This is a genomic window from Bacillus solitudinis, assembly GCF_002797395.1.
GTDB lineage: Bacteria > Bacillota > Bacilli > Bacillales > Bacillaceae_D > Halalkalibacter_A > Halalkalibacter_A solitudinis.
Genome location: NZ_KZ454943.1, coordinates 3,807,662 through 3,826,945, shown reverse-complemented (window position 1 = coordinate 3,826,945; position 19,284 = coordinate 3,807,662). Strand labels below are relative to the sequence as shown.

General features: G+C 38.8%; 15 protein-coding genes. 6 read left to right on the top strand and 9 right to left on the bottom strand.

Annotated elements, in window-relative coordinates:
• The first annotated feature begins 41 nt into the window (after window positions 1–41).
• The gene (gene sstT, locus CEF19_RS18740; protein WP_100407477.1) at window positions 42–1,274 is read left to right on the top strand and encodes a serine/threonine transporter SstT; all 1,233 of its coding nucleotides are present in this window, start codon (window positions 42–44) and stop codon (window positions 1,272–1,274) included.
• A gap of 201 nt (window positions 1,275–1,475) precedes the next feature.
• Here the strand turns inward: sstT and CEF19_RS18735 are convergent, their stop codons facing one another.
• The 3 genes from CEF19_RS18735 to CEF19_RS18725 form a co-directional block, all read right to left on the bottom strand.
• Window positions 1,476–3,314, bottom strand: coding sequence for a hypothetical protein (locus tag CEF19_RS18735; RefSeq protein ID WP_100407476.1), 1,839 nt, complete (start codon window positions 3,312–3,314; stop codon window positions 1,476–1,478).
• Window positions 3,307–4,401: a bifunctional glycosyltransferase family 2/GtrA family protein gene (locus CEF19_RS18730; RefSeq protein WP_100407475.1), complete on the bottom strand. Its 1,095-nt coding sequence runs from the start codon at window positions 4,399–4,401 to the stop codon at window positions 3,307–3,309. Before CEF19_RS18730 ends, CEF19_RS18735 begins: the two co-directional genes overlap by 8 nt.
• Window positions 4,402–4,652: 251 nt before the next feature.
• Window positions 4,653–4,859: a methionine aminopeptidase gene (locus tag CEF19_RS18725; protein WP_100407474.1), complete on the bottom strand. Its 207-nt coding sequence runs from the start codon at window positions 4,857–4,859 to the stop codon at window positions 4,653–4,655.
• 301 nt (window positions 4,860–5,160) lie between these two features.
• Here CEF19_RS18725 and CEF19_RS18720 point away from each other — a divergent pair, with 301 nt between their 5' ends.
• Window positions 5,161–6,870, top strand: coding sequence for an S-layer homology domain-containing protein (locus tag CEF19_RS18720; RefSeq protein ID WP_100407473.1), 1,710 nt, complete (start codon window positions 5,161–5,163; stop codon window positions 6,868–6,870).
• Between the two features lie 494 nt (window positions 6,871–7,364).
• Here CEF19_RS18720 and CEF19_RS18715 read toward each other — a convergent pair whose 3' ends face one another.
• Window positions 7,365–8,186, bottom strand: coding sequence for an ion transporter (locus CEF19_RS18715; protein WP_100407472.1), 822 nt, complete (start codon window positions 8,184–8,186; stop codon window positions 7,365–7,367).
• A gap of 658 nt (window positions 8,187–8,844) precedes the next feature.
• On the opposite strand from CEF19_RS18715, the gene CEF19_RS18710 reads away from it, so the two are divergent.
• The 4 genes from CEF19_RS18710 (at window position 8,845) to tatC (ending at window position 12,063) form a co-directional block, all read left to right on the top strand.
• Window positions 8,845–10,467 (top strand): flavin monoamine oxidase family protein, encoded by a 1,623-nt coding sequence (locus tag CEF19_RS18710; RefSeq protein WP_100407471.1) that lies wholly within the window; start codon window positions 8,845–8,847, stop codon window positions 10,465–10,467.
• Between the two features lie 32 nt (window positions 10,468–10,499).
• Window positions 10,500–11,039, top strand: a complete 540-nt coding sequence (locus tag CEF19_RS18705; protein ID WP_100407470.1) for a RidA family protein — start codon at window positions 10,500–10,502, stop codon at window positions 11,037–11,039.
• 32 nt (window positions 11,040–11,071) lie between these two features.
• On the top strand, window positions 11,072–11,272 hold the full coding sequence (locus CEF19_RS18700) for a twin-arginine translocase TatA/TatE family subunit (RefSeq protein WP_100407469.1): 201 nt from the start codon (window positions 11,072–11,074) through the stop codon (window positions 11,270–11,272).
• Window positions 11,273–11,340: 68 nt separating this feature from the next.
• On the top strand, window positions 11,341–12,063 hold the full coding sequence (gene tatC / locus CEF19_RS18695; RefSeq protein ID WP_100407468.1) for a twin-arginine translocase subunit TatC: 723 nt from the start codon (window positions 11,341–11,343) through the stop codon (window positions 12,061–12,063).
• A gap of 96 nt (window positions 12,064–12,159) precedes the next feature.
• On the opposite strand, the gene CEF19_RS18690 is transcribed toward tatC, so the two are convergent.
• From CEF19_RS18690 to dcuS, 5 genes are all read right to left on the bottom strand, one after another.
• The gene (locus CEF19_RS18690; protein ID WP_100407467.1) at window positions 12,160–13,635 is read right to left on the bottom strand and encodes a protein adenylyltransferase SelO; all 1,476 of its coding nucleotides are present in this window, start codon (window positions 13,633–13,635) and stop codon (window positions 12,160–12,162) included.
• 361 nt (window positions 13,636–13,996) lie between these two features.
• Window positions 13,997–15,328, bottom strand: coding sequence for a 2-hydroxycarboxylate transporter family protein (locus CEF19_RS18685; RefSeq protein ID WP_100407466.1), 1,332 nt, complete (start codon window positions 15,326–15,328; stop codon window positions 13,997–13,999).
• A 31-nt stretch (window positions 15,329–15,359) separates the two neighbouring features.
• Window positions 15,360–16,550, bottom strand: coding sequence for an NAD(P)-dependent malic enzyme (locus CEF19_RS18680; RefSeq protein ID WP_100407465.1), 1,191 nt, complete (start codon window positions 16,548–16,550; stop codon window positions 15,360–15,362).
• 124 nt (window positions 16,551–16,674) lie between these two features.
• A complete protein-coding gene (locus CEF19_RS18675) occupies window positions 16,675–17,382 on the bottom strand; it encodes a response regulator (protein WP_100407464.1) in 708 nt (235 codons plus the stop codon).
• Window positions 17,375–18,973: a DcuS/MalK family sensor histidine kinase gene (gene dcuS / locus CEF19_RS18670; protein WP_319830083.1), complete on the bottom strand. Its 1,599-nt coding sequence runs from the start codon at window positions 18,971–18,973 to the stop codon at window positions 17,375–17,377. Before dcuS ends, CEF19_RS18675 begins: the two co-directional genes overlap by 8 nt.
• Between the last annotated feature and the right edge of the window lie 311 nt (window positions 18,974–19,284).

The following is a 19,284-nucleotide window of genomic DNA, read 5'->3' as shown; positions in this document are numbered from 1 at the left end:
TTTTATATTATTCTAGTATTAGAAAATTCGGAGGGAAATTAATGAAAAGTTTAATCCAGAAATGGAATCAATTGAGCCTAGTAAAACGAATAGTTGTAGGTATAGTAATTGGTGTTCTCTTGGCTCTAACAATTCCTGATGCCGCAAAAGGGGTCACAATTTTCGGTTCTTTATTTGTAGGTGCGTTAAAGGCAGTTGCTCCATTTTTAGTCTTTTTCTTAGTCATGCATGCCATCTCTAAACATAGAAGTGGGAAGCAAACGAACATGAAATCTATTATTATTCTTTATGTTGTCAGTACATTCTTAGCAGGATTGGTCGCAGTCGTTGCAAGTTTTATCTTTCCGGTACGTTTATCACTTGTAACAGGTGCTGAAGGCTTAACCCCTCCAGATGGTATTGTCGAAGTACTCCAGACATTGCTGTTTAATATTATTGACAACCCGGTTCATGCGTTATTAAATGCCAACTATATTGGGATTCTGACTTGGGCTGTCCTTCTTGGAATCGTCTTAAAAAATGCACCTGATACAACTAAGACCATGCTAGCTAATTTTTCAGATGCGATTTCCCAAATTGTGAAATGGGTTATAAACTTGGCGCCAATCGGCATCATGGGGCTTGTCTTTGAAGCCATTGTTTCAAATGGCCTTTCAGCCTTGCTCGATTACGGAAAACTATTATTCGTTCTAATTGGATGTATGGTATTTATTGCTCTTGTTATTAATCCAATTATCGTATTCATAACTATTCGTAAAAATCCATATCCACTTGTTTTTAAATGCTTAAGAGAAAGTGGCATTACAGCATTCTTTACGCGTAGCTCAGCCGCAAACATTCCAGTCAATATGCGTTTATGTGACAAACTAGATTTAGATAAGGATACGTATTCAGTCTCCATTCCATTAGGAGCAACTATTAATATGGCCGGTGCCGCTGTTACGATTTCTGTCTTAACTCTTGCGGCCGTTAACACTCTTGGCATTCCAGTCGATATTGGGACGGCACTTATTCTATGTACACTAGCAGCTATTTCCGCTTGTGGTGCTTCAGGTGTGGCTGGTGGTTCGCTGTTACTCATACCTTTAGCTAGTAGTTTATTTGGGATTCCAAATGAAATTGCGATGCAAGTCGTTGCTGTCGGTTTCATCATCGGAGTTTTACAGGACTCTTGTGAAACTGCCCTTAATTCATCGTCAGACGTACTTTATACAGCAACCGCTGAATATGCTAAATTGCGTAAAGAAGGTAAGGAAATTAGTATTAATTCGTAGCTTCTTACATTTAAAACTCTTTACACCCCCATTTACATAATGGGGGTGTTTTAATTATTGAGACGTTTGACGGTAAATTAGATGCTTTCTAATAACTTGTGTAATTATACGACTCTGTTTCTCGTTCTAACATTCTTTAAAAAAGTTCGTTGACACTCCGAAAGACCTCAGCTGTTTTTCAATCCTCTTCAGATTCTCGCATTAGTTAACTTTTGAAGAGATGACACCATCTTCAATTCGATAAATTCCCCGCTCTAAATCATCTATACTATTATAATCAGCGAGACACTTTTCCATGTCCGAGGTGACTTTTAACACGATAAGATAACTTGATTGATTTAGATCCTCAATTAGTTCTTCCAAGTCTTCCTCTGACTTACATGCCGTATTTATCGAAGTCATCTCATTCATTCGTTCATATCGCATAATATGGCGTAACAAACCACGGTCCGATTCCCCTATATCGTAAATAAGTGTAATAGGAGTAGTGTTAAAGTAATCTTCTTCACCTTTTAATTGACTATACAACTCTATAACATCCATTCGTGGGTTAGCAGCAAACTTCACATGTTCAAAGAAGCTCCGAGCTTCCCCGAGAAGTGGAGCCATGACTATCAAACATGCTAAAAACACAACGAACTTAGGAATCCATGCCCTCCCTTTATGAAAGGCTTCCTGTACATTCACCACTTCATGAATGATAAATACGAGCAGAGTCCCAATATAGAAAATCGTCATCGTGGCATGGTAACGGTCAAACCCAGCCAAATAGACCGCTTCCACTTCCGGCATGAGAAATAGGTAAAGCATATACAAAAATAAAATATAGGCGGCATACGATATATTTACAAACAATACGGTCAGAGCTAGTGTTTTCGCGAATCTTCTATATAAGAATGCGATGAGAACAATTGCTAACACAGCTACTACATTCACAAGAAACATGGCTTGAAACGAACTAGATGAAAAGTTGAATGAGGCACTCAACAAATCTTGCAACAAGTCCCCAGCGAATTCCAACGATTTATTATTCCTCGTAAAGGTTTCTTTCGTGACCGCAAACTTATTTTCACCATACCCCGAAGCGTATGCACTTTCAGTGTATTTGGACCATAATAAATTTACAAAAAACGGAATGACCACGATATTTATTAACGTATAGCCAATAACCACTCTATCCCTTACGACCTGAAGGGAATGACGTCTATAGTAACGATAAAGCAAGACAACCATCCCAATAAGAATAAACAAATAAAATACTTTCCCACTGTCTTTGACCAATATTAGTAAAGAAAGGATTGGTAAATTAATAAACGTCATGAATCGCCACTGGTCACGATAATAGTAGGCAATCAAAACAATAGCGATAGTCAGATACCCTAATAAAGAATCTACTAATAATGTATAAATGCTTCCGCTGTCAATAAGAAGCACAATACCTGCAACAAACAGAGGGCCTATGAGTGAGGCTGAATTTCTCCACGTTGAAAACATAAACAATGGCGTCAAGGTACTAGCAATTAAAATAGCTTGAGAAATTAAGGTCCTACTTTCAGTCCAACCAATGAGTGTGACGAAATAGTAAATAAAGAGCGCTGAACCTGGAGGATAATTTTTATACGTAATGATTGACGAATCATTCGGAAGACTATTTGTCTCCACCATATCCTTTACAATGATTCCCCAATGGCTGAAATTATCATAATGAAGCAAAAACTCACCCTTCAGCAAAATAGCAAAAACAATACAACAAAAGCTAAAAAAAACAACCGGTGGCGTGAAGAAAGTTGAAATTGAAATGCGCTTTTTAAAAACCTGATATATCGAATAAATAAATAGAAAGAAACCAGCCAGAAAAATAACATAGACTGATTCCAGAAGAAGATTTAGAAGACCCGCAATAAACAACAGCAGCACAATGCTCGAAAAAAGAAAAAGAGGAATTACGGCAGTCGCTATCTGATATCTCTGCCGTAAATACATACCGAACCCCGCAAAAGATAGGAGTGTAAGTATACCCATTATGAACACGTTACTCATAGTTCACCTCTTTTTTTACCTTTACCTCACTCTGATTAAACACCCAGTTACGCTGTATATAAAAACTGAGCAAAAACAGGATTGAATCAATAACAATTTTAATTAACACTTCATGTGACCCAATGGCATGGTACACGGTGTGGACACCAAAGGCAGAAGCGGCCATGAGAATAAGCGCTAAAGCACCATACATAACCAGTCTTTTCTTTACGTTATTATACGATTTAAAGACAACCTTTCTGTTTATTACAAAATTGAACAATGAAGATAGTAATCTTGCCAGCACGGTTGCTAGTAAAATAAAGCCTACTGGCATAAAGGCTTTAAAAATAAACACAAACAAAGCAAATAAAGCGATATCCACTATAAAGGAAAGAAGTGAAGAAATCAAAAATTTCCCAAACACATAATATATCTTGATTGAATCAATAATTGGATTAAAATGGGAAGATTCATTTTCATCTATATAAATCGTATCGATGCTAAACTCAGAAATATTCCTATTGTAGGTTTTACAAGCTAAAATCATTTTCATTTCAAACTCATAGCGTTTGCCATTTACATTCAAAAGTTGTTTTGCAAACTCCCTAGGAATGCCTCGCAAACCTGTTTGAGTGTCAGTAACATTCAGACCTGATACTAGCTTAGTAGCTTTTTGAGTGAGAATATTACCGAAACGACTTCGTGCAGGAATATTTTCCTTAGAAAAGTCTCGTGCCCCCAATATTAAATTAGCGGGCTTGTTCACAAGTTCCTGTGCAATTTTTTTGATATCCTCAGGGCGATGCTGACCATCAGCATCAGCGGTTACTACCCCAATCCCCTCTTGATAATTTTCTACATAATAGGAAAAGGCGGTTTTTAAAGCTTGTCCCTTTCCTAGATTTTCAGGATGAGTCAATAATGTGCATGAAGTAAAAAAACGTACCTTATCAAAAATAGGCTTAAATTGCTTATCACTTCCATCATTGACGATAATGATCTCTTTAAAGCTATAAGCACTAAGTTCATTTACTAATTCCACTAGCTTCTTATCTGGATTATAGGCTGGTATAACAATTGAAACATTTTCAGAAGTAGCCGTCATTATGACTCCTCCTTTCTTTTATACTTACTATTTTTATGTAGTTGAATAGCCATACTTTAATGTAGTTCCTCCTCTTCTATCATATAAACAAAATTTTTCCTAACGACTAGAAGGAAATCCCTTTCTATTTCCAATTACCCTAATCTCCTAACTATTAATCTTTTTTTGAATAGTTCACACCTTAATACATAAGAAAAGACATTCATCAAACACCTGAGTGCTTGATGAATGTCTTTTCTATGAAGCCAATTTTAATAGTTTGTTTCTGCCCAATCCGAAAAGGAACCACTCCCTCTACAGCCAGTACAGTCATTAAAAGAGCCCATCATTATTTCACTTTCTAACATATTAAAGCCTCTACCCTGGCAATTTGGACAAGTACCCTCTAATTCGAAATCTGCAATCCTTTTGCTCTTTCTCGTCTCTGTCCATTGACGAATCGCATTAAAAAATCCCATTTTTCTTTCACCTCAAAACTTAGTGTTCCTAGAGGTGACGAATTTATTCCTATCGTATTCTTATTAAGTTTTCATTAGTTTTACATAAACGGCAAGCGGGTACAACAAAAAGGAATGAAATTTTTGGAGGCACCATAAATCTAAGTGGTGCACCGATTCATCCTAAAACCAGCGCTTAAGGAGGTGTTAAAGCGCGTTAGCCTGTAACAATAGTACATTGTTTTTTGTCACTTTATGAACAGTTGCAACGTTAAATAGTTAAGAGCAAACTAAACAAATACGTAGAAAGTTGGTTTTAGTTATGAAAAAACGAGCAATGATTGCTGCCGGTCTGGTGGCATTTATCTTTTCGACTACTTCCGCGGCAGCAGAAATCTCTTACTCGGATGTGTCAGCAGACTTCTGGGCAGCGGAGGAAATTGGCTTTATGGCTGATCAGAAAGTAATGACCGGCTATGAAAATGGATTGTTTGGAGCTAATGATGATATGACGAGATCGCAAGCAGCTAGAACTCTAGCAAGAATACATGGCTTGGATACTGCCAACCCAGCCCCCGTGTCGTTTACTGATGTAAAGGAAAGCGATAGCGCGTACCCAGCAATTGCAGCAGCAGTAGAAGCTGGGTACTTTATTGACGGAGAAGCATTTCATCCAAATGATAAGCTGACCCGTGCGCAAATGGCAGCGATTTTAACTCGTTCTTATAACTTGGAAAGCAACGCTCATGTCGACTATCGTGACGTTTCAAAACAATACTGGGCATACGATAACATCAGCCTACTTGGTGAGCATCGCTTGACCACAGGTTATCCAGACCTAACCTTCCGTCCCTCTGAAAACGTGACACGTTCACAGTTCGCGGTCTTCCTCTCCCGTGCAGAAGAGGAATCATTTCGTAAAGAGGTAGCTGTGCTCCCGCAGCTTGCGGCTGAGGATATATACTATCCGCGAGTGACGGGACTAGAGAGCGCAAGTCAGGAACAGATCAACCAAACCTTAAAAGCTCACGCGGATAATTCTGTGATTGAGAGAAAAGCCTTATTGGACACTGCCCAGCACGAAGAAAACGAAGAATTGGCCGATGCTTATGACTATGTAGAAAACTATCGTATTGAGCAAAACGATTCGAATTATTTGAGTGTTGTTTTTGAAGTATTTCAATACACAGGTGGAGCTCACGGTATGAGCGCACATACCGCCTATACTTTTAATCCTGAAACGGGAAATCAATTGGAATTAAGTGACCTTTTCTCTGCGAATACAGACTACGAAACGATTATCAATCATAACGTATCTGAAGTAATAAAGGATAAAGAACAGCAACTAGAGTATGGGCAATATCATGAATTTGATGGAATAGACCCAAACACCTCTCAATTCTACGTAACGAACAAGGGGCCGGCCGTCTATTTTAGTGAATATGAAATCGGTCCTTATTCATTAGGAATTCCATCGTTTATTATTCCATGGGAAGCCTTCGAGCCAGTTGAGGTAGACGTTCGTCCTGTTAAGCAGGAATTCAGCTTTGAACAGGAAGGCATGCAGCAAACTGATACGTTTAAACTAATGGACGAAACAGGCATGCCATTCTCCACGTATATTCCTCAATATTTTGAGGTAGAAAATGTTTCATCTGGTTCTGGGGATGAAGTTCTCGTCTATGCGAAATTCACCGAAGATTCGGCAGCGACGGAAGAACCTGTTTGGCGATTTAATTATCCTTCGTATGGAAAAGCAGATAATGTTACTCTTGAGAGCATGATTCAAGAAGTGCATGATTACGCTGCACGAGAAGAAGTAAATCTTAAATTAGTCGATGAGGAACATAACCCAAACTTTGGCGAGTATAGAGCAAGATTTGAAACAGAAGCTGGAATGACATACTGGGTAACTATACTAAAGTATAATGATACTTTCCTTGAATGGCACCAAGAATACCCGGTTGAGCTTGAAGAAGGCATCGGACCGCGTGAAACAGTCGTGAAGGAACAATGGGTATGGGGACAGTAGTTTAAACTATAACAATTCAGGGGTTGTGCAATTACCATATTGCACAACCCTCTTTTTAACTTCGCTTATTTTTGGGTCATGGCTGTAGACTTCATGACCGATGTGGCGTATCAGCTTTTTGGCCCCTCCCCTGCTCTAAATACTTAAACCAGCCCTGAACATTCCCCTAAAAAATATATCATTTTTGTCACAAACCTACTAACTTCTTCGTCATACTGAAGAAGGTTCCAGAAACCTTTTATTTTGAAGTTGACACGATCAATGGCCAGCCAGCAATTGTCAATTACGTGAATGATAGAATTCATAGTACCCTTAGTTTTTATATCAATTCTAATCAAATTACCGAAATGTATATTACGATGAATCCTGATAAGTTACCAGATTTAGAGAATAGATTGATATTCTAAAAGAAACTTCCCCCCGAGAAGCATCTATAATATGTAATAAAACAAATCCACCCAAACTCAAAATTAGGTGGATTTTATAATATGATTTTATTTATTCCTATCAAGAATTAATTGTTTGATTTCTTGAATATCTCTCTTTAGCTCCTGATTCTCTTGGAACAAGCGATCCATCTGTTCCTCTCGATTCACTTCGTCATCCTGGCCCAAATAGCTTAATATAACCGCAACGACAAGGTTTAAAATAACCAATGCTCCAATGATGATAAATGATACAAAGTAAGCCCACGCCCATGGAACCTCACTAATTATCGGTCTTGCTACCTGACTCGCCCACGATTCAAACGTTACGACTTGCAGCAAGGTGAAAAGTGCTGAATGAAAGCTTCCAAAAAATTCAGCTGCTAAAATATCTTTAAAAAAGGTTGTTCCAATAATTGCATAAATAGAAAAAATTAAAATCGACAACCCTAATATCCCTGTTAAAGCTGGGACGGATTTCATTAATGAGTCGATTATTTTTCGTAATGCAGGAATGGCTGGAATCATTCGGATCAGACGCAATACCCTTATTAACCTCAGAACGCTTACGAATGGAGTTGAGTAGAACACTAAACTCCCTATCACAATACCAAAATCAAAAACATTCCATCTATCCGAGAAATAACCTTTAAAACCAAGACCGATGATTTTTAATAATAGTTCAATCACAAAAACCCAAACAATGATTTTATCTAAGAAGATCAATAGATTATTACCAGTAAAATACGTCTCGGTAATGATAATTAGTCCGTTTAATAAGATTACGGCGATAACTATCGGTTGGAAAGACTTATGCTCTACCACCTGTTTCATGTAAGTTCTTAAGGATTTTTTATTATGAGTCACTTCTTCTTTGTGTTTCAGTGCCATTGTCTTAACCTACTTTTCTATGCTATGAATTTGTTTTTTTCTATTATACCAGTTAAACGACCTGATGCATTACTTTAACGTACGAAATACTAGTTTCTAATTGATGACAATTTTAAGAACAACGTAAAACCCCCTCTAACTTGCTAGTGCGGACATAATCTAACATGAAGTTTTACCGTATTGAGCTAAATATACCTGACTATTTATAGGTAATAAGATTACTTATTTTAGGAGGTTATTTGTTAGATACTCAGAACCAGAGATATTAGCTTAGTTAATCGTCCCGTTTTTTGGGTAAGTATACGTTTTTGGTCAAAAGCCAGAAAGCTTATTTTGAGTCATTTGACTCTTTTAATCTATTTAAGTCGACAAATAACTGCATGCATGAAACCGCTCATGCCTGCATACTTCCCTAGGTAAATATCTTCAAACTCTTGTTGTCTAAACATTTTGATGATTATGGATGGTGTAGTTTCTCTCTATCTCGTGTTAGTACAATATTCATTTAATCCAATGGTCGTTATTGGTTATATTTAACTAATAATATAAGTTATGTAAGTAAATGTTACAAATCTACTAGTTTCAGGTTTGAATTCAATATATGCTTTTTATAGAAACACCGAATAATAGATTTACTAAAACAGAGGAGGCGTTGCTAATGGCAAGTAACAATGGAAAAATTCTTACACGAAGAGATTTTCTCACTCAAGTAGGCAAAGTTGGTGGTGCTGTTGCAGTATTTGGAGCGATGGATACCTTAGGCTTATTTGGCTCTTCTGTTTCAGCCAATGCTGACTTTAGAGCACCTAAGAAAAGCGATTTAACTGCTAAAAAAACAGGAAAGAAAGTCGTGATTTTAGGAGCTGGGATTGCAGGGTTATGCGCAGCATATGAGTTTAGTAAAGCTGGATACGATTGTAAAATCTTAGAGGCACGAGATCGAACAGGAGGTCGTAATTGGACCGTACGTGGTGGCACAACTGAAACGGAAATCGGAGGAGTGGCGCAAACAGCCAAATTTGATAGTGACCAGTATTTCAATGCTGGTCCTGCTCGGATTCCCCAGCACCATATCACGATGGATTATTGTCGAGAACTTGGTGTGCCATTGGAAATTTTCACAAACGTTAATGAAACAGCTTATTACTATCAAGAAAATGTTGGATCCCTTGCAAATAAGAAGATACGAAAGCAAGCCATAAAAGCAGATATACGCGGACATGTATCAGAATTACTTGCCAAAGCCGTCAATCAGTCAGCACTTGACATGCCACTGACGAGTGAAGATGCTTCAATGCTACTAGATTACTTGCGTAGAGAAGGCGATTTAAATGCAAGTTTCTCCTATACCGGTTCTAGTAGAAGAGGATATAAGGAACTCCCTGGAGCTGGTCTTACACCAGGTAAGATCGATACCATTTATTCTCTAAATGAGGTTTTAACATCTCAAATGGCCAATAATATCTCTTCAGAATACGATTTTAATCAACAAGTTTTAATGTTTCAGCCTGTCGGAGGAATGGATGCCATTCCTCGAGCTTTGGAACAACAACTTCCGGGTAAAATAACATTCGGTGCAGAGGTGCAAGAAATTAGACAAACGGCTGATGGTGTCCGTGTCGTCTATAAAGGAAAAGGAAACAGTGGAACAAAAGAAATAACAGGAGATTACTGTATATGCACCATCCCTCTTCCCGTACTTAAAAACATACCAGCTGATTTTTCAGCTGAAATGCAAAACGCTATAAAAAATATTGGTTATGCAACGACAGGGAAAATCGGTCTCCAGTTTAAAAAGCGCTTTTGGGAGGATGAACGAATTTATGGTGGAATAACAACAACCAATATGGATATATCACAAATTTGGTACCCATCCTCTGGATATGGATCGAAAAAAGGGATAGTTGTTGGTTACTATAATTTCGGTGAGAATGCTGTAAATGTAGGGAATTTGTCATTTACCCAACGTCAAGCACATGCTCTTTCGCAAGGATCCAAAATTCACGATACGTACAAAATTGACTTTGAAACAGCCTTCTCCCTTGCTTGGCACAAAATTAAGTACAATGAAGGTGGTTGGGCCTCTTATTCAGCTTCGGACAGAAAGAATTATTACCCAATCTTGAATAAGCCACAAGGACGTATTTATTTAGCTGGTGAACATTTAAGCTATATGACCGGTTGGATGGCGGGAGCGTTTGAATCGGCACGAATTGCTGTTAGTGACATCCATGAGCAGGTTGTGAAGGAAAGCGATGCTGTAACTACAAAAGTCGGATAATTCAAAATAGAAAGAAAAGGAGTGTTTGATTAATGAAAAAAAAGGCGAAAAACTTAGTCGCTTCTAGTCTTGTTATTGCTAGTCTGATGATAGGGGCAACGGTTGGAGCTAGCAGTGAAAAATTGGAAGTATGGAAAGCAAAGACAGTGACGTTTTTTGGGAGCCCTACTTCCACAATTTCTAGCTCAGTAGCTGTCCCTCACAATTACAATACTCTTTATTTTAGTGGCACTGTTCCTAGCCTCAAAAATACTAACGGAAAAACAATTTACGAACGGTATGGAAATACAGAAACGCAGGCACTTTCCATACTAGAGAAATTTAAAATCGACCTAGAATCCAAAGGCCTTTCCATGTCTGATATTACATATCTTCGAGTGTATGTAGTTCCAGATCCTGCACTAGACGGAAAGATTGATTTTGACGGTTGGTTTAAAGCGTATTCTAAATACTTTAATACGAAAGAAAATCCAGTAAAAACAGCACGTTCCACTGTGGGTGTTGAGGGGCTAGTGAATTCCGATTGGTTAATTGAAATTGAAGCAGAAGTTGCTTTCAAAGGCGAAAAGTGAATTTAATAAGACAATAAAGGGAGATGATGACTATGTTTCATAACATTGGTGTACCGGGTTTAATTTTAATCTTAATCATTGCCCTTGTTATTTTCGGGCCTTCGAAGTTACCCGAAATCGGACGTGCTTTTGGTCGAACGTTAACAGAGTTTAAGAGTGCCACAAAAGACCTTGTTTCAGGAGAAACTGAAGACGATATACAGTCTAAAGAGGTAAACAAACCAATAAACTAACCGAGTTAGGGAGATGTAATTTCTAAATTACATCTCTCCTATTTTTCAAAGGGACGGTGATAGTTTTGATGCCCGCTGGTATGCAGTTAGAGGAACATTTAGAGGAGTTACGCAAAAGAATCATTATAACGTTAGCTACTTTTATTATTTGGATGTGTGTTGGATTTATTTTTGTCGAAGAAATTTACAACTTGATTATACTGTCTGCTAATCAAGAGCTGACCATTTTAGGGCCAAGTGATATACTTTGGATTTATTTTGTCTTAGCCGGGTCATTTGCTATTGTAGCCACGACTCCGATCGTCCTTTTTCAAATATGGAAATTTATTAAGCCAGCTATATCAAAGGAAGAACAAAAAGCAGTGTTGATTTTTTTACCCTCCATCTTAATCTGCTTTATTGCTGGTATTTCATTTGGCTATTTTCTGCTATTTCCAAGTGTGTTTTCATTTTTAAATTCCCTAGCAACAGAGCAACTAAATACAATGTACACAGCTGAGAAATATTTTAAATTTCTATTGCACTTAACGCTCCCTATTGGGGTTCTCTTTGAGATGCCTGTCGTTATCATACTATTGACTAGACTAGGAATTTTGACCCCTTTGCTTCTAGTAAAAACTCGAAAATTCGCTTATGTTATTTTAACCATTATCTCAACTCTTGTTACCCCGCCCGACTTTATTTCAGCGATTATTGTCATGGCTCCGTTAATTCTTTTATATGAAGTTAGTATCACTATTTCAAAAATCGTGTACAAAAAAAGATTAGTGGTATTACAACAAGCTAGCTAGAAGGATCGCTAAGATGGTCCTTTTTTGCTTTGTTAAATAAAAGAGGTTGTGACATAATGCCACAACCCCTTTGCAATATGAAGATGATTTACTCTTTCAGGTTCCGCAAAAGGTTCGGTACGGACGGGCTGATGCCTCTGGCAATGTGGTATATTTAACCTGTTCTGGAGAGTGCGCATAGGGGCTTGAAAGAGCATCAAGAAGTCGCTCCATCACTTCGTAGTCTCCATCTTTTTCTGCGGCTTCAAGAGCCTCCTCTACTCGGTGGTTGCGCGGGATGACCGCTGGATTGGAATTTCGCATCAACTCATGCGAAGAAGCTTTTGGTTCCTGCTGTCTAGCTAACCGCGCCTGCCACAATTCATGCCACTGCTCAAATTCATCCTTACCAAACAGGACTGTATCCTCAAGTTTATCAAACGTTAAAGCGCGAAAAGTATTTGTATAGTCCGCACGATACTTCTGCATCAATTTTAGAAGGCCTTCAATTAAGGTTTCATCCTCTGGCTCTTCGTTAAATAATCCTAGCTTGTTTCTCATTCCTGTGAGCCAATTACTGCGATACAAGTCAGGAAAATCTGAAATCGTCTCCTGGGCCACTTCGACCGCTTGCTCCTGATTATCATGCAACAGAGGCAATAATGTTTCAACAAACCTTGCGAGATTCCATCCCGCGATATTCGGCTGATTACCATAAGCATATCGCCCCTGCCTGTCGATCGAACTGAATACTGTTTCGGGGTCATAGGTATCCATGAAGGCGCAAGGACCATAATCAATTGTTTCTCCACTAAGGGCCATGTTATCAGTGTTCATTACCCCATGAATAAAGCCTACCAGTTGCCATTTGGCAATTAACGCGGCTTGACGCTTGATTACCTCCTGAAAAAGTGAAAGATACCGATTCTCATCAGATTCAAGCTCTGGAAAATGACGCTTTATTGTATAATCAGCCAAAGCTTGAAGGTCATCGACTGTTCCCCACTCTGCAGCGTATTGAAAGGTACCGACACGTAGGTGACTATCCGCTACACGAGTCATTATTGCCCCCGGCTGTGCAGTTTCACGAAGAATGGTCTCACCTGTCGTCACAACAGCTAGGCTGCGGGTGGTAGGAATACCAAGCGCATGCATGGCTTCGCTGATAATGTATTCGCGCAGCATCGGTCCAAGTGCTGCTCGCCCGTCGCCCCCGCGAGAGTATGGTGTTCGACCTGAACCCTTGAGTTGAATATCAAATCGTTCACCTTTGGGCGTGATTTGCTCGCCAATCAACAGAGCTCGCCCATCCCCTAACATATTAAAATGCCCGAATTGATGACCTGCGTATGCTTGAGCGAGAGGCAAAGACCCTTCAGGAATCTGATTTCCAGCAAATAACTCTGCACCCTCAGTTGTTTGCAGCGCTTCATCGTTCAACCCTAGGGATGCTGCTAAGGGTTTATTGAGAATGATTAACTTTGGTGCTCGTACAGGGTTTAGGTCGAGGGTGGTAAAAAACGATTCCGGTAGACGAGCATAACTGTTGTCTAAGTTCCATCCAGCTTCTGTCATTGCTTTACTATTTGTCATCATATCTCCTTTTATTTCGATGTCTTTTTAAAATTCAAAGCTTTTTTTTACATAAAACAAAAGATATTGGCACTCTATAAATGTTTTGTTATTTACTTTCCATCGTAACAGGCAGTTCCTTTTATTGTCTACTTCTCCCAATTTAATATACCATTTCCTACAAAGTAAGCCCTTAAATATTTGCGTACAAATTATTTTTTCTCCTTACTCATTAAGATGCAAGAGCTCTTACTTTCACCTACTAAGTCTTTACCCAGTAGGATTTTTTATCAAACTTTTCAACGCCGTAGACAGAAAAATCCCCCTTCAGATTTAAATTACACTTTAATCTGAAAAGGGAGAACTTCTTACTTTTTATTTTTTAAACAAAAAGTGGTATTAACAAACCTGCTAATAATAATATCAAGGCTCCGCCAAGTCTAGAAGCAATCTGTGCAAATGGCATTAACTGCATGCGCTTTGCTGCTGATAACACAGCAACGTCACCTGTTCCTCCCATGTTGGCCATACACAATCCGGCAGTGATCGCAGCTTCAATTGGATAAAACCCAACTAGTTTTCCTAATAAAGCTGCACCTAATACAGCACCTACCACTACCCCTGCAACGAGTAAAACATATTGAAAACTAAGTGAGGCGAGAACAGCATTTAAATCTGTAAACGCGACACCAATCCCGAATAATAAAGCAAGGGTCCATGTCTTTGCGACAAATTGATACCACTGGCTTGCCCCTTCTACGACGTTTTCAGGAATAAGATTTGCAATTTTAGCAATGGCTACCAAAATAATCATTAAAGCATATGGATGAAGTGGGATTATAGCGCCTAATAATTGACCACAGGCAAAGAATAGCAAGGCGGCAAGTAACCCAATACCCATTTTTGAAATATCAAACTTTGACTTTTTTTCTTCCATCTTAAATCCTGGAATAAGCTGACCATTTCCTGATAAAGAGGGCATTTTATTACTAAGACTATTTAGAAGACTTGCAAATATAATAGCGAAAACATTTCCAAGTGCTAAAGCAGGAACAAGAATCGAAATATAATAACTCGGTGAGTTCCCTAGAAATTCAGAATATACTTGAGACATCGGAATGGCTCCTGCCCCCATACCCCCACCTAGGATTGGTAGGGCAATGACTAAAACAGCGTCTTTGATTGAGAAACCAATTAGCAGTCCAACTAGACCTGCGATTGCCATCGCTCCAACAACAGCTCCAAAAACCGGCACAAAGTAACGAACCCCAATTTTCATGAGTACTTTTGAGTTCATTCCTAAAATACTTCCAGTAATTAAAGCAGCGATATAGAAGTCCAAGAAGCCGCCCGTTGTCATGAATTCATCGACGCCAACCGTCACGATCTCTGGCAAAATTCCACTGTAGACCATGTAAGCTGATCCAAAAATAGCGACAATCGCCCCGCCACCTAAATAGGTTTTCACAAGTGGTAGTCGATCGCCAATCCAACCGAGTGCTTCTCCAAACACAACCATGACAAGTAAGCTACCAATCATTCCAGTCGGTAAGTTTCCAGTATAAACGGTTACAAGTGCTACGAGTAAAAAAACTGCAAACCAAAGGAGCGGTAGCCCCATTACTGTTAATTGATTGGTTGGATTGAGAGCATATAATTTTGATTCCTTCTGAGTAGGCTCACTATTTTCGAGTTTTCTTACTGTTTCTTCCATATTCCTCACTCTCCTTCTTTGATATTCACTATTAAATTTGTTTTAAGAGTATTCGCTCCTTTTTTAAGGCAGTGTCTGCTACTGCTTTTGCAACGACCTTAGGGACTTCATTGTTAAGCGCATTCGGTATAACATAGGTTGAACTCAACTCTTTTTCTGGTATCAAGTTTGCGATTGCATATGCGGCAGCAATCTTCATCTCTACCGTTATATCTGAAGCACCCGAATCAATTGCCCCTCGAAAAATACCTGGGAATGCGAGCAGATTATTGATTTGATTTGGATAGTCTGAACGACCTGTGCCAACTACTTTTGCTCCTGCTGCTAGCGCTTCCTCCGGATATATTTCTGGAATCGGATTGGCCATTGCAAAAACAATCGGATTTTTAGCCATTTTCTTCACATGTACAGCTTTCAATGCTGCTGGCCCAGATACTCCAATAAATACATCTGCACCCATTACAGCCTCTTGTAAAGTTCCTTTAATATTTGTTTTATTCGTTACTTTAGCGATGTTCCGCTGGCTTGAATTTAACCAACTTTCATTTTGATGAACAACACCTTCTAAACTGACAAGCGTAATATGTGCGAAGCCGGCTTCTAAGAGCAATTTTGCTATTGAAATTCCTGCGGCGCCTGCGCCATTAATCACAATTTTTACTTTTTCCATTTGCTTTCCGACCACTTTTATTCCATTTAATAAACCAGCTAATACCACAATCGCTGTCCCGTGTTGATCATCGTGAAACACAGGTATATCAAGTTCTCTTTTTAAACGATCTTCAATCTCAAAACAACGCGGCGCTGAGATATCTTCTAAATTCACACCGGCAAAGGTTGGTTGTAGCGCTTTCACAACGGTTACAATCTCATCGACATTTTTGGTGTCTAAACAAATGGGAAATGCGTCAATATCAGCAAAGGTCTTAAACAACATACATTTTCCTTCCATTACCGGCATTGCAGCATGTGGACCAATGTCACCTAAACCAAGAACAGCCGTACCATCCGTCACAACTGCTACCATATTACCTCTAGCTGTTAGATGATTAAGTTCCTTAGGATTTTTTTCAATCTCTTTACAGACATCTCCTACTCCTGGGGTATACACAAGGCTTAAGTCTGCTTCACTAGTAATCTCTATTTTACTAACGACTTCTATTTTCCCTTTATATTGGCGATGTAGTTGAATCGCTCGGTCTCTTAAATTTCTCTGACTCATTTTGTCCCCCTTGTTGTAATCGGTTTCACATGAATTACTATTAGTTTAATAAATATGAATTATTTGTGACAGTTTATGAAACTTAAGAAACCTTTTGTAACTAAAAAAAGCGACCAGAGGCCGCTTAGAAAAAGGATTGAAATGTTGATTTAGTCAAGTCTTTGTTCACATATAAGTACACTGGCCTCCCAATGGCCCCGTATGTCATTCTCTCTCCAAGTATACCGATTTCCTTTAAATACTTAATATATTTCCGAACGGACACACGTGAGACTTGTACCTGCTCAGCAATTTCATCTGTCGAAAAAGGTTCCTCCCCTTTTGATAGAATCACATCTACAATAACTTGCAGTGTATTCGTTGTTAGTCCCTTTGGTAAAGACGCATGTTTGCTCTCTTTTTGTTGTAAAATTTTTCGATCCAGTTCTTCTTGATTAAAAGAATTTAGCTTTTTAAGCAAATGATTCTTCTCTCTATAAGTGGTGAGGGCTTGGTTAAATCGTTCAAATTCAAACGGTTTGATAATATAATCCACCGCTCCGTACCTTAGTGCCGTTTGGATCGAATCTACATCATCGGCTGCTGTCACAAGGATCACATCTATTTTCCATTTGTCATTCTTCCTAATATGTTGTAATAATTCTAATCCGCTTTTTCCGGCCATGTAAATATCTAATAAAAGCAAATCAATGTTTTCTGTTTTAATGACTGCCATCGCTTCATTGAAAGACTTTGCAATTGCTACTAATTCAAACCCTTCCACTTCGTTTAAATAGCGCCTATTGAATTCAGCAACCATTGGATCATCGTCTAAAATCAACACCTTAATCAATAGAATCCCCCTTTATTTCGTATGGAATCTCAACCGTAATGGTCGTTCCAGAACCTTTAAATGTATCAATTGTTAAGTGCCCATTGAGATCGTCAATACTTGCTTTCACTAAAGCCAAACCATAGCCTCGATCCTCTCCTTTGGTTGAAAAACCCGTTTCAAATATTTCTGCTAAATCCTCTGTTTTTATACCTGAGCCTGTATCTTTCACTTCCATTTTCAGACGCTGATTTTCAAGAGAAAAATTCACGTCAACTTTCTTAAATGGACTATTCTCAACAGCTTCAATGGCATTATTTATTAAATTCCCTAAGATCGTAATAATCTCATGAATGACATCCGCAGACGTAGCTTTTGGAATAACGGTTACGCTTTTAATGGACAGATTCACTCCGCATTCTCTAGCATAACTTAATTTGCCTAACAAAAAACCTGATAGTACGGCATCGTGAATGTCTGTCACTTGGCCAATTTCATGGTTCTTATGGTTCACCAAATCAAGAATGAATGTTTTCAATTGTTCATATTCTCCTATTCGCACCATTCCTAAAATCACATGAAGATTATTTTTCACCTCATGGGACTGGGCACGAAGCGCATCAACATATAGCTTGACCCCCGTTAACTGCTGGGCTAGCTCTTTGACCTCCGTCTTATCACGAAGGGTCGAAATGGCACCAATCACCTGGTTATCAACAATGAGCGGGACACGGTTCACTAATATAGAGATTTCATTAATCGTTATTTCCCTAGCTAGCTCCGCTTCTCCTGTTTTTAAGACGCGCTCTAGACCTGTCATTGGTAAATACGTCGTTATATCCATCCCAATTGGTTGTTCAGGTAACCCTGCTTTTTTGAATAATGTAAGCGCTGATTTATTTACAAGTGTAATAAGTCCATCCTGATCAACCGCTATAATGCCTTCGTGGACAGATTGAAGCATCGTATTACGTTCTTCTAGCATTTTCGCAATTTGAGGTGGCTCTAGCCCATATAACGTTTTCTTTATGTAATTGGCAATTAATAATGCACCAATCAACCCGACTAACAGTCCTAGAAGAGAACCTACGATAATATTTCTATGATTTTGATTAGTGATGTGTTGAATATGCTCTAGAGAAATCCCAACAGAAACTGCACCGATTTGTTCATTTGATTCATTCATCACAGGGGTAAACGATCGAAGCGAAGTGGATAGGGTTCCTTCTGATATTGAACTATACTCCTCTCCTTCAAGCACAAGAGCTTCATCTCCCCCTTTAAATGGTTTGCCGACTAGCATGCTATTTGGGTGAGAATAGCGAATTCCTTTCATATCGATAACAACGACAAAGAGAACATCGGCTGATCGCCGAACATCATTCGCATATAGTTGGATTTCTCCTGCCCTTTCTTCTGTCAATCCTTTTTGTACAACCTCTGCTTGAGATACAATTCTTGCAACTGTTAGCGCCTTTTCTTCTTCGTACCGTACGCTATTATCGTTTATCGATTGACTCACTAAGAGATCAGTAAATAATAAGGATAGCACGACAACCATGCAAACTAGCCAGAGAATAATCGTACGCATTTTAAACTTTTTTATTAACAATAGCTACCTCACTTCCTATATCTATAGTATAAGTTTAATGTTAATCAAATGGTTCCTTAATCTCAAATCAAATTAACACAGGGTTTATTTTATCGATGAGATCGTATCTTAATTGCTCTGATTCGAAGGCAGACATTAATCCCCTCTTGAGCTTAGTTAGCTAGGTGGATTATATATCATCTGAAGGGCCACTTGAAAGGGGTAAGCTCGAGGGTACTGAGAAAGTCTCTATTAGAAGATTCAAGGCAGCGGCAATGGCTCCGATCGTCGCGCGCCCGCTATGAGAAACCCACTCATAGCGAACTTAAAAG

Excerpts from the sequence above, each read along its gene's own strand:
- CEF19_RS18715 (WP_100407472.1), bottom strand. The coding sequence starts at position 8,186 with ATGGCACTGAAACACAAAGAAGAAGTGACTCATAATAAAAAATCCTTA.
- tatC (WP_100407468.1), top strand. The coding sequence starts at position 11,341 with ATGCCCGCTGGTATGCAGTTAGAGGAACATTTAGAGGAGTTACGCAAA.
- sstT (WP_100407477.1), top strand. The coding sequence starts at position 42 with ATGAAAAGTTTAATCCAGAAATGGAATCAATTGAGCCTAGTAAAACGA.
- CEF19_RS18710 (WP_100407471.1), top strand. The coding sequence starts at position 8,845 with ATGGCAAGTAACAATGGAAAAATTCTTACACGAAGAGATTTTCTCACT.
- CEF19_RS18685 (WP_100407466.1), bottom strand. The coding sequence starts at position 15,328 with ATGGAAGAAACAGTAAGAAAACTCGAAAATAGTGAGCCTACTCAGAAG.
- CEF19_RS18725 (WP_100407474.1), bottom strand. The coding sequence starts at position 4,859 with ATGGGATTTTTTAATGCGATTCGTCAATGGACAGAGACGAGAAAGAGC.
- CEF19_RS18720 (WP_100407473.1), top strand. The coding sequence starts at position 5,161 with ATGAAAAAACGAGCAATGATTGCTGCCGGTCTGGTGGCATTTATCTTT.
- CEF19_RS18680 (WP_100407465.1), bottom strand. The coding sequence starts at position 16,550 with ATGAGTCAGAGAAATTTAAGAGACCGAGCGATTCAACTACATCGCCAA.
- CEF19_RS18705 (WP_100407470.1), top strand. The coding sequence starts at position 10,500 with ATGAAAAAAAAGGCGAAAAACTTAGTCGCTTCTAGTCTTGTTATTGCT.
- CEF19_RS18700 (WP_100407469.1), top strand. The coding sequence starts at position 11,072 with ATGTTTCATAACATTGGTGTACCGGGTTTAATTTTAATCTTAATCATT.
- CEF19_RS18730 (WP_100407475.1), bottom strand. The coding sequence starts at position 4,401 with ATGACGGCTACTTCTGAAAATGTTTCAATTGTTATACCAGCCTATAAT.
- CEF19_RS18690 (WP_100407467.1), bottom strand. The coding sequence starts at position 13,635 with ATGACAAATAGTAAAGCAATGACAGAAGCTGGATGGAACTTAGACAAC.
- CEF19_RS18735 (WP_100407476.1), bottom strand. The coding sequence starts at position 3,314 with ATGAGTAACGTGTTCATAATGGGTATACTTACACTCCTATCTTTTGCG.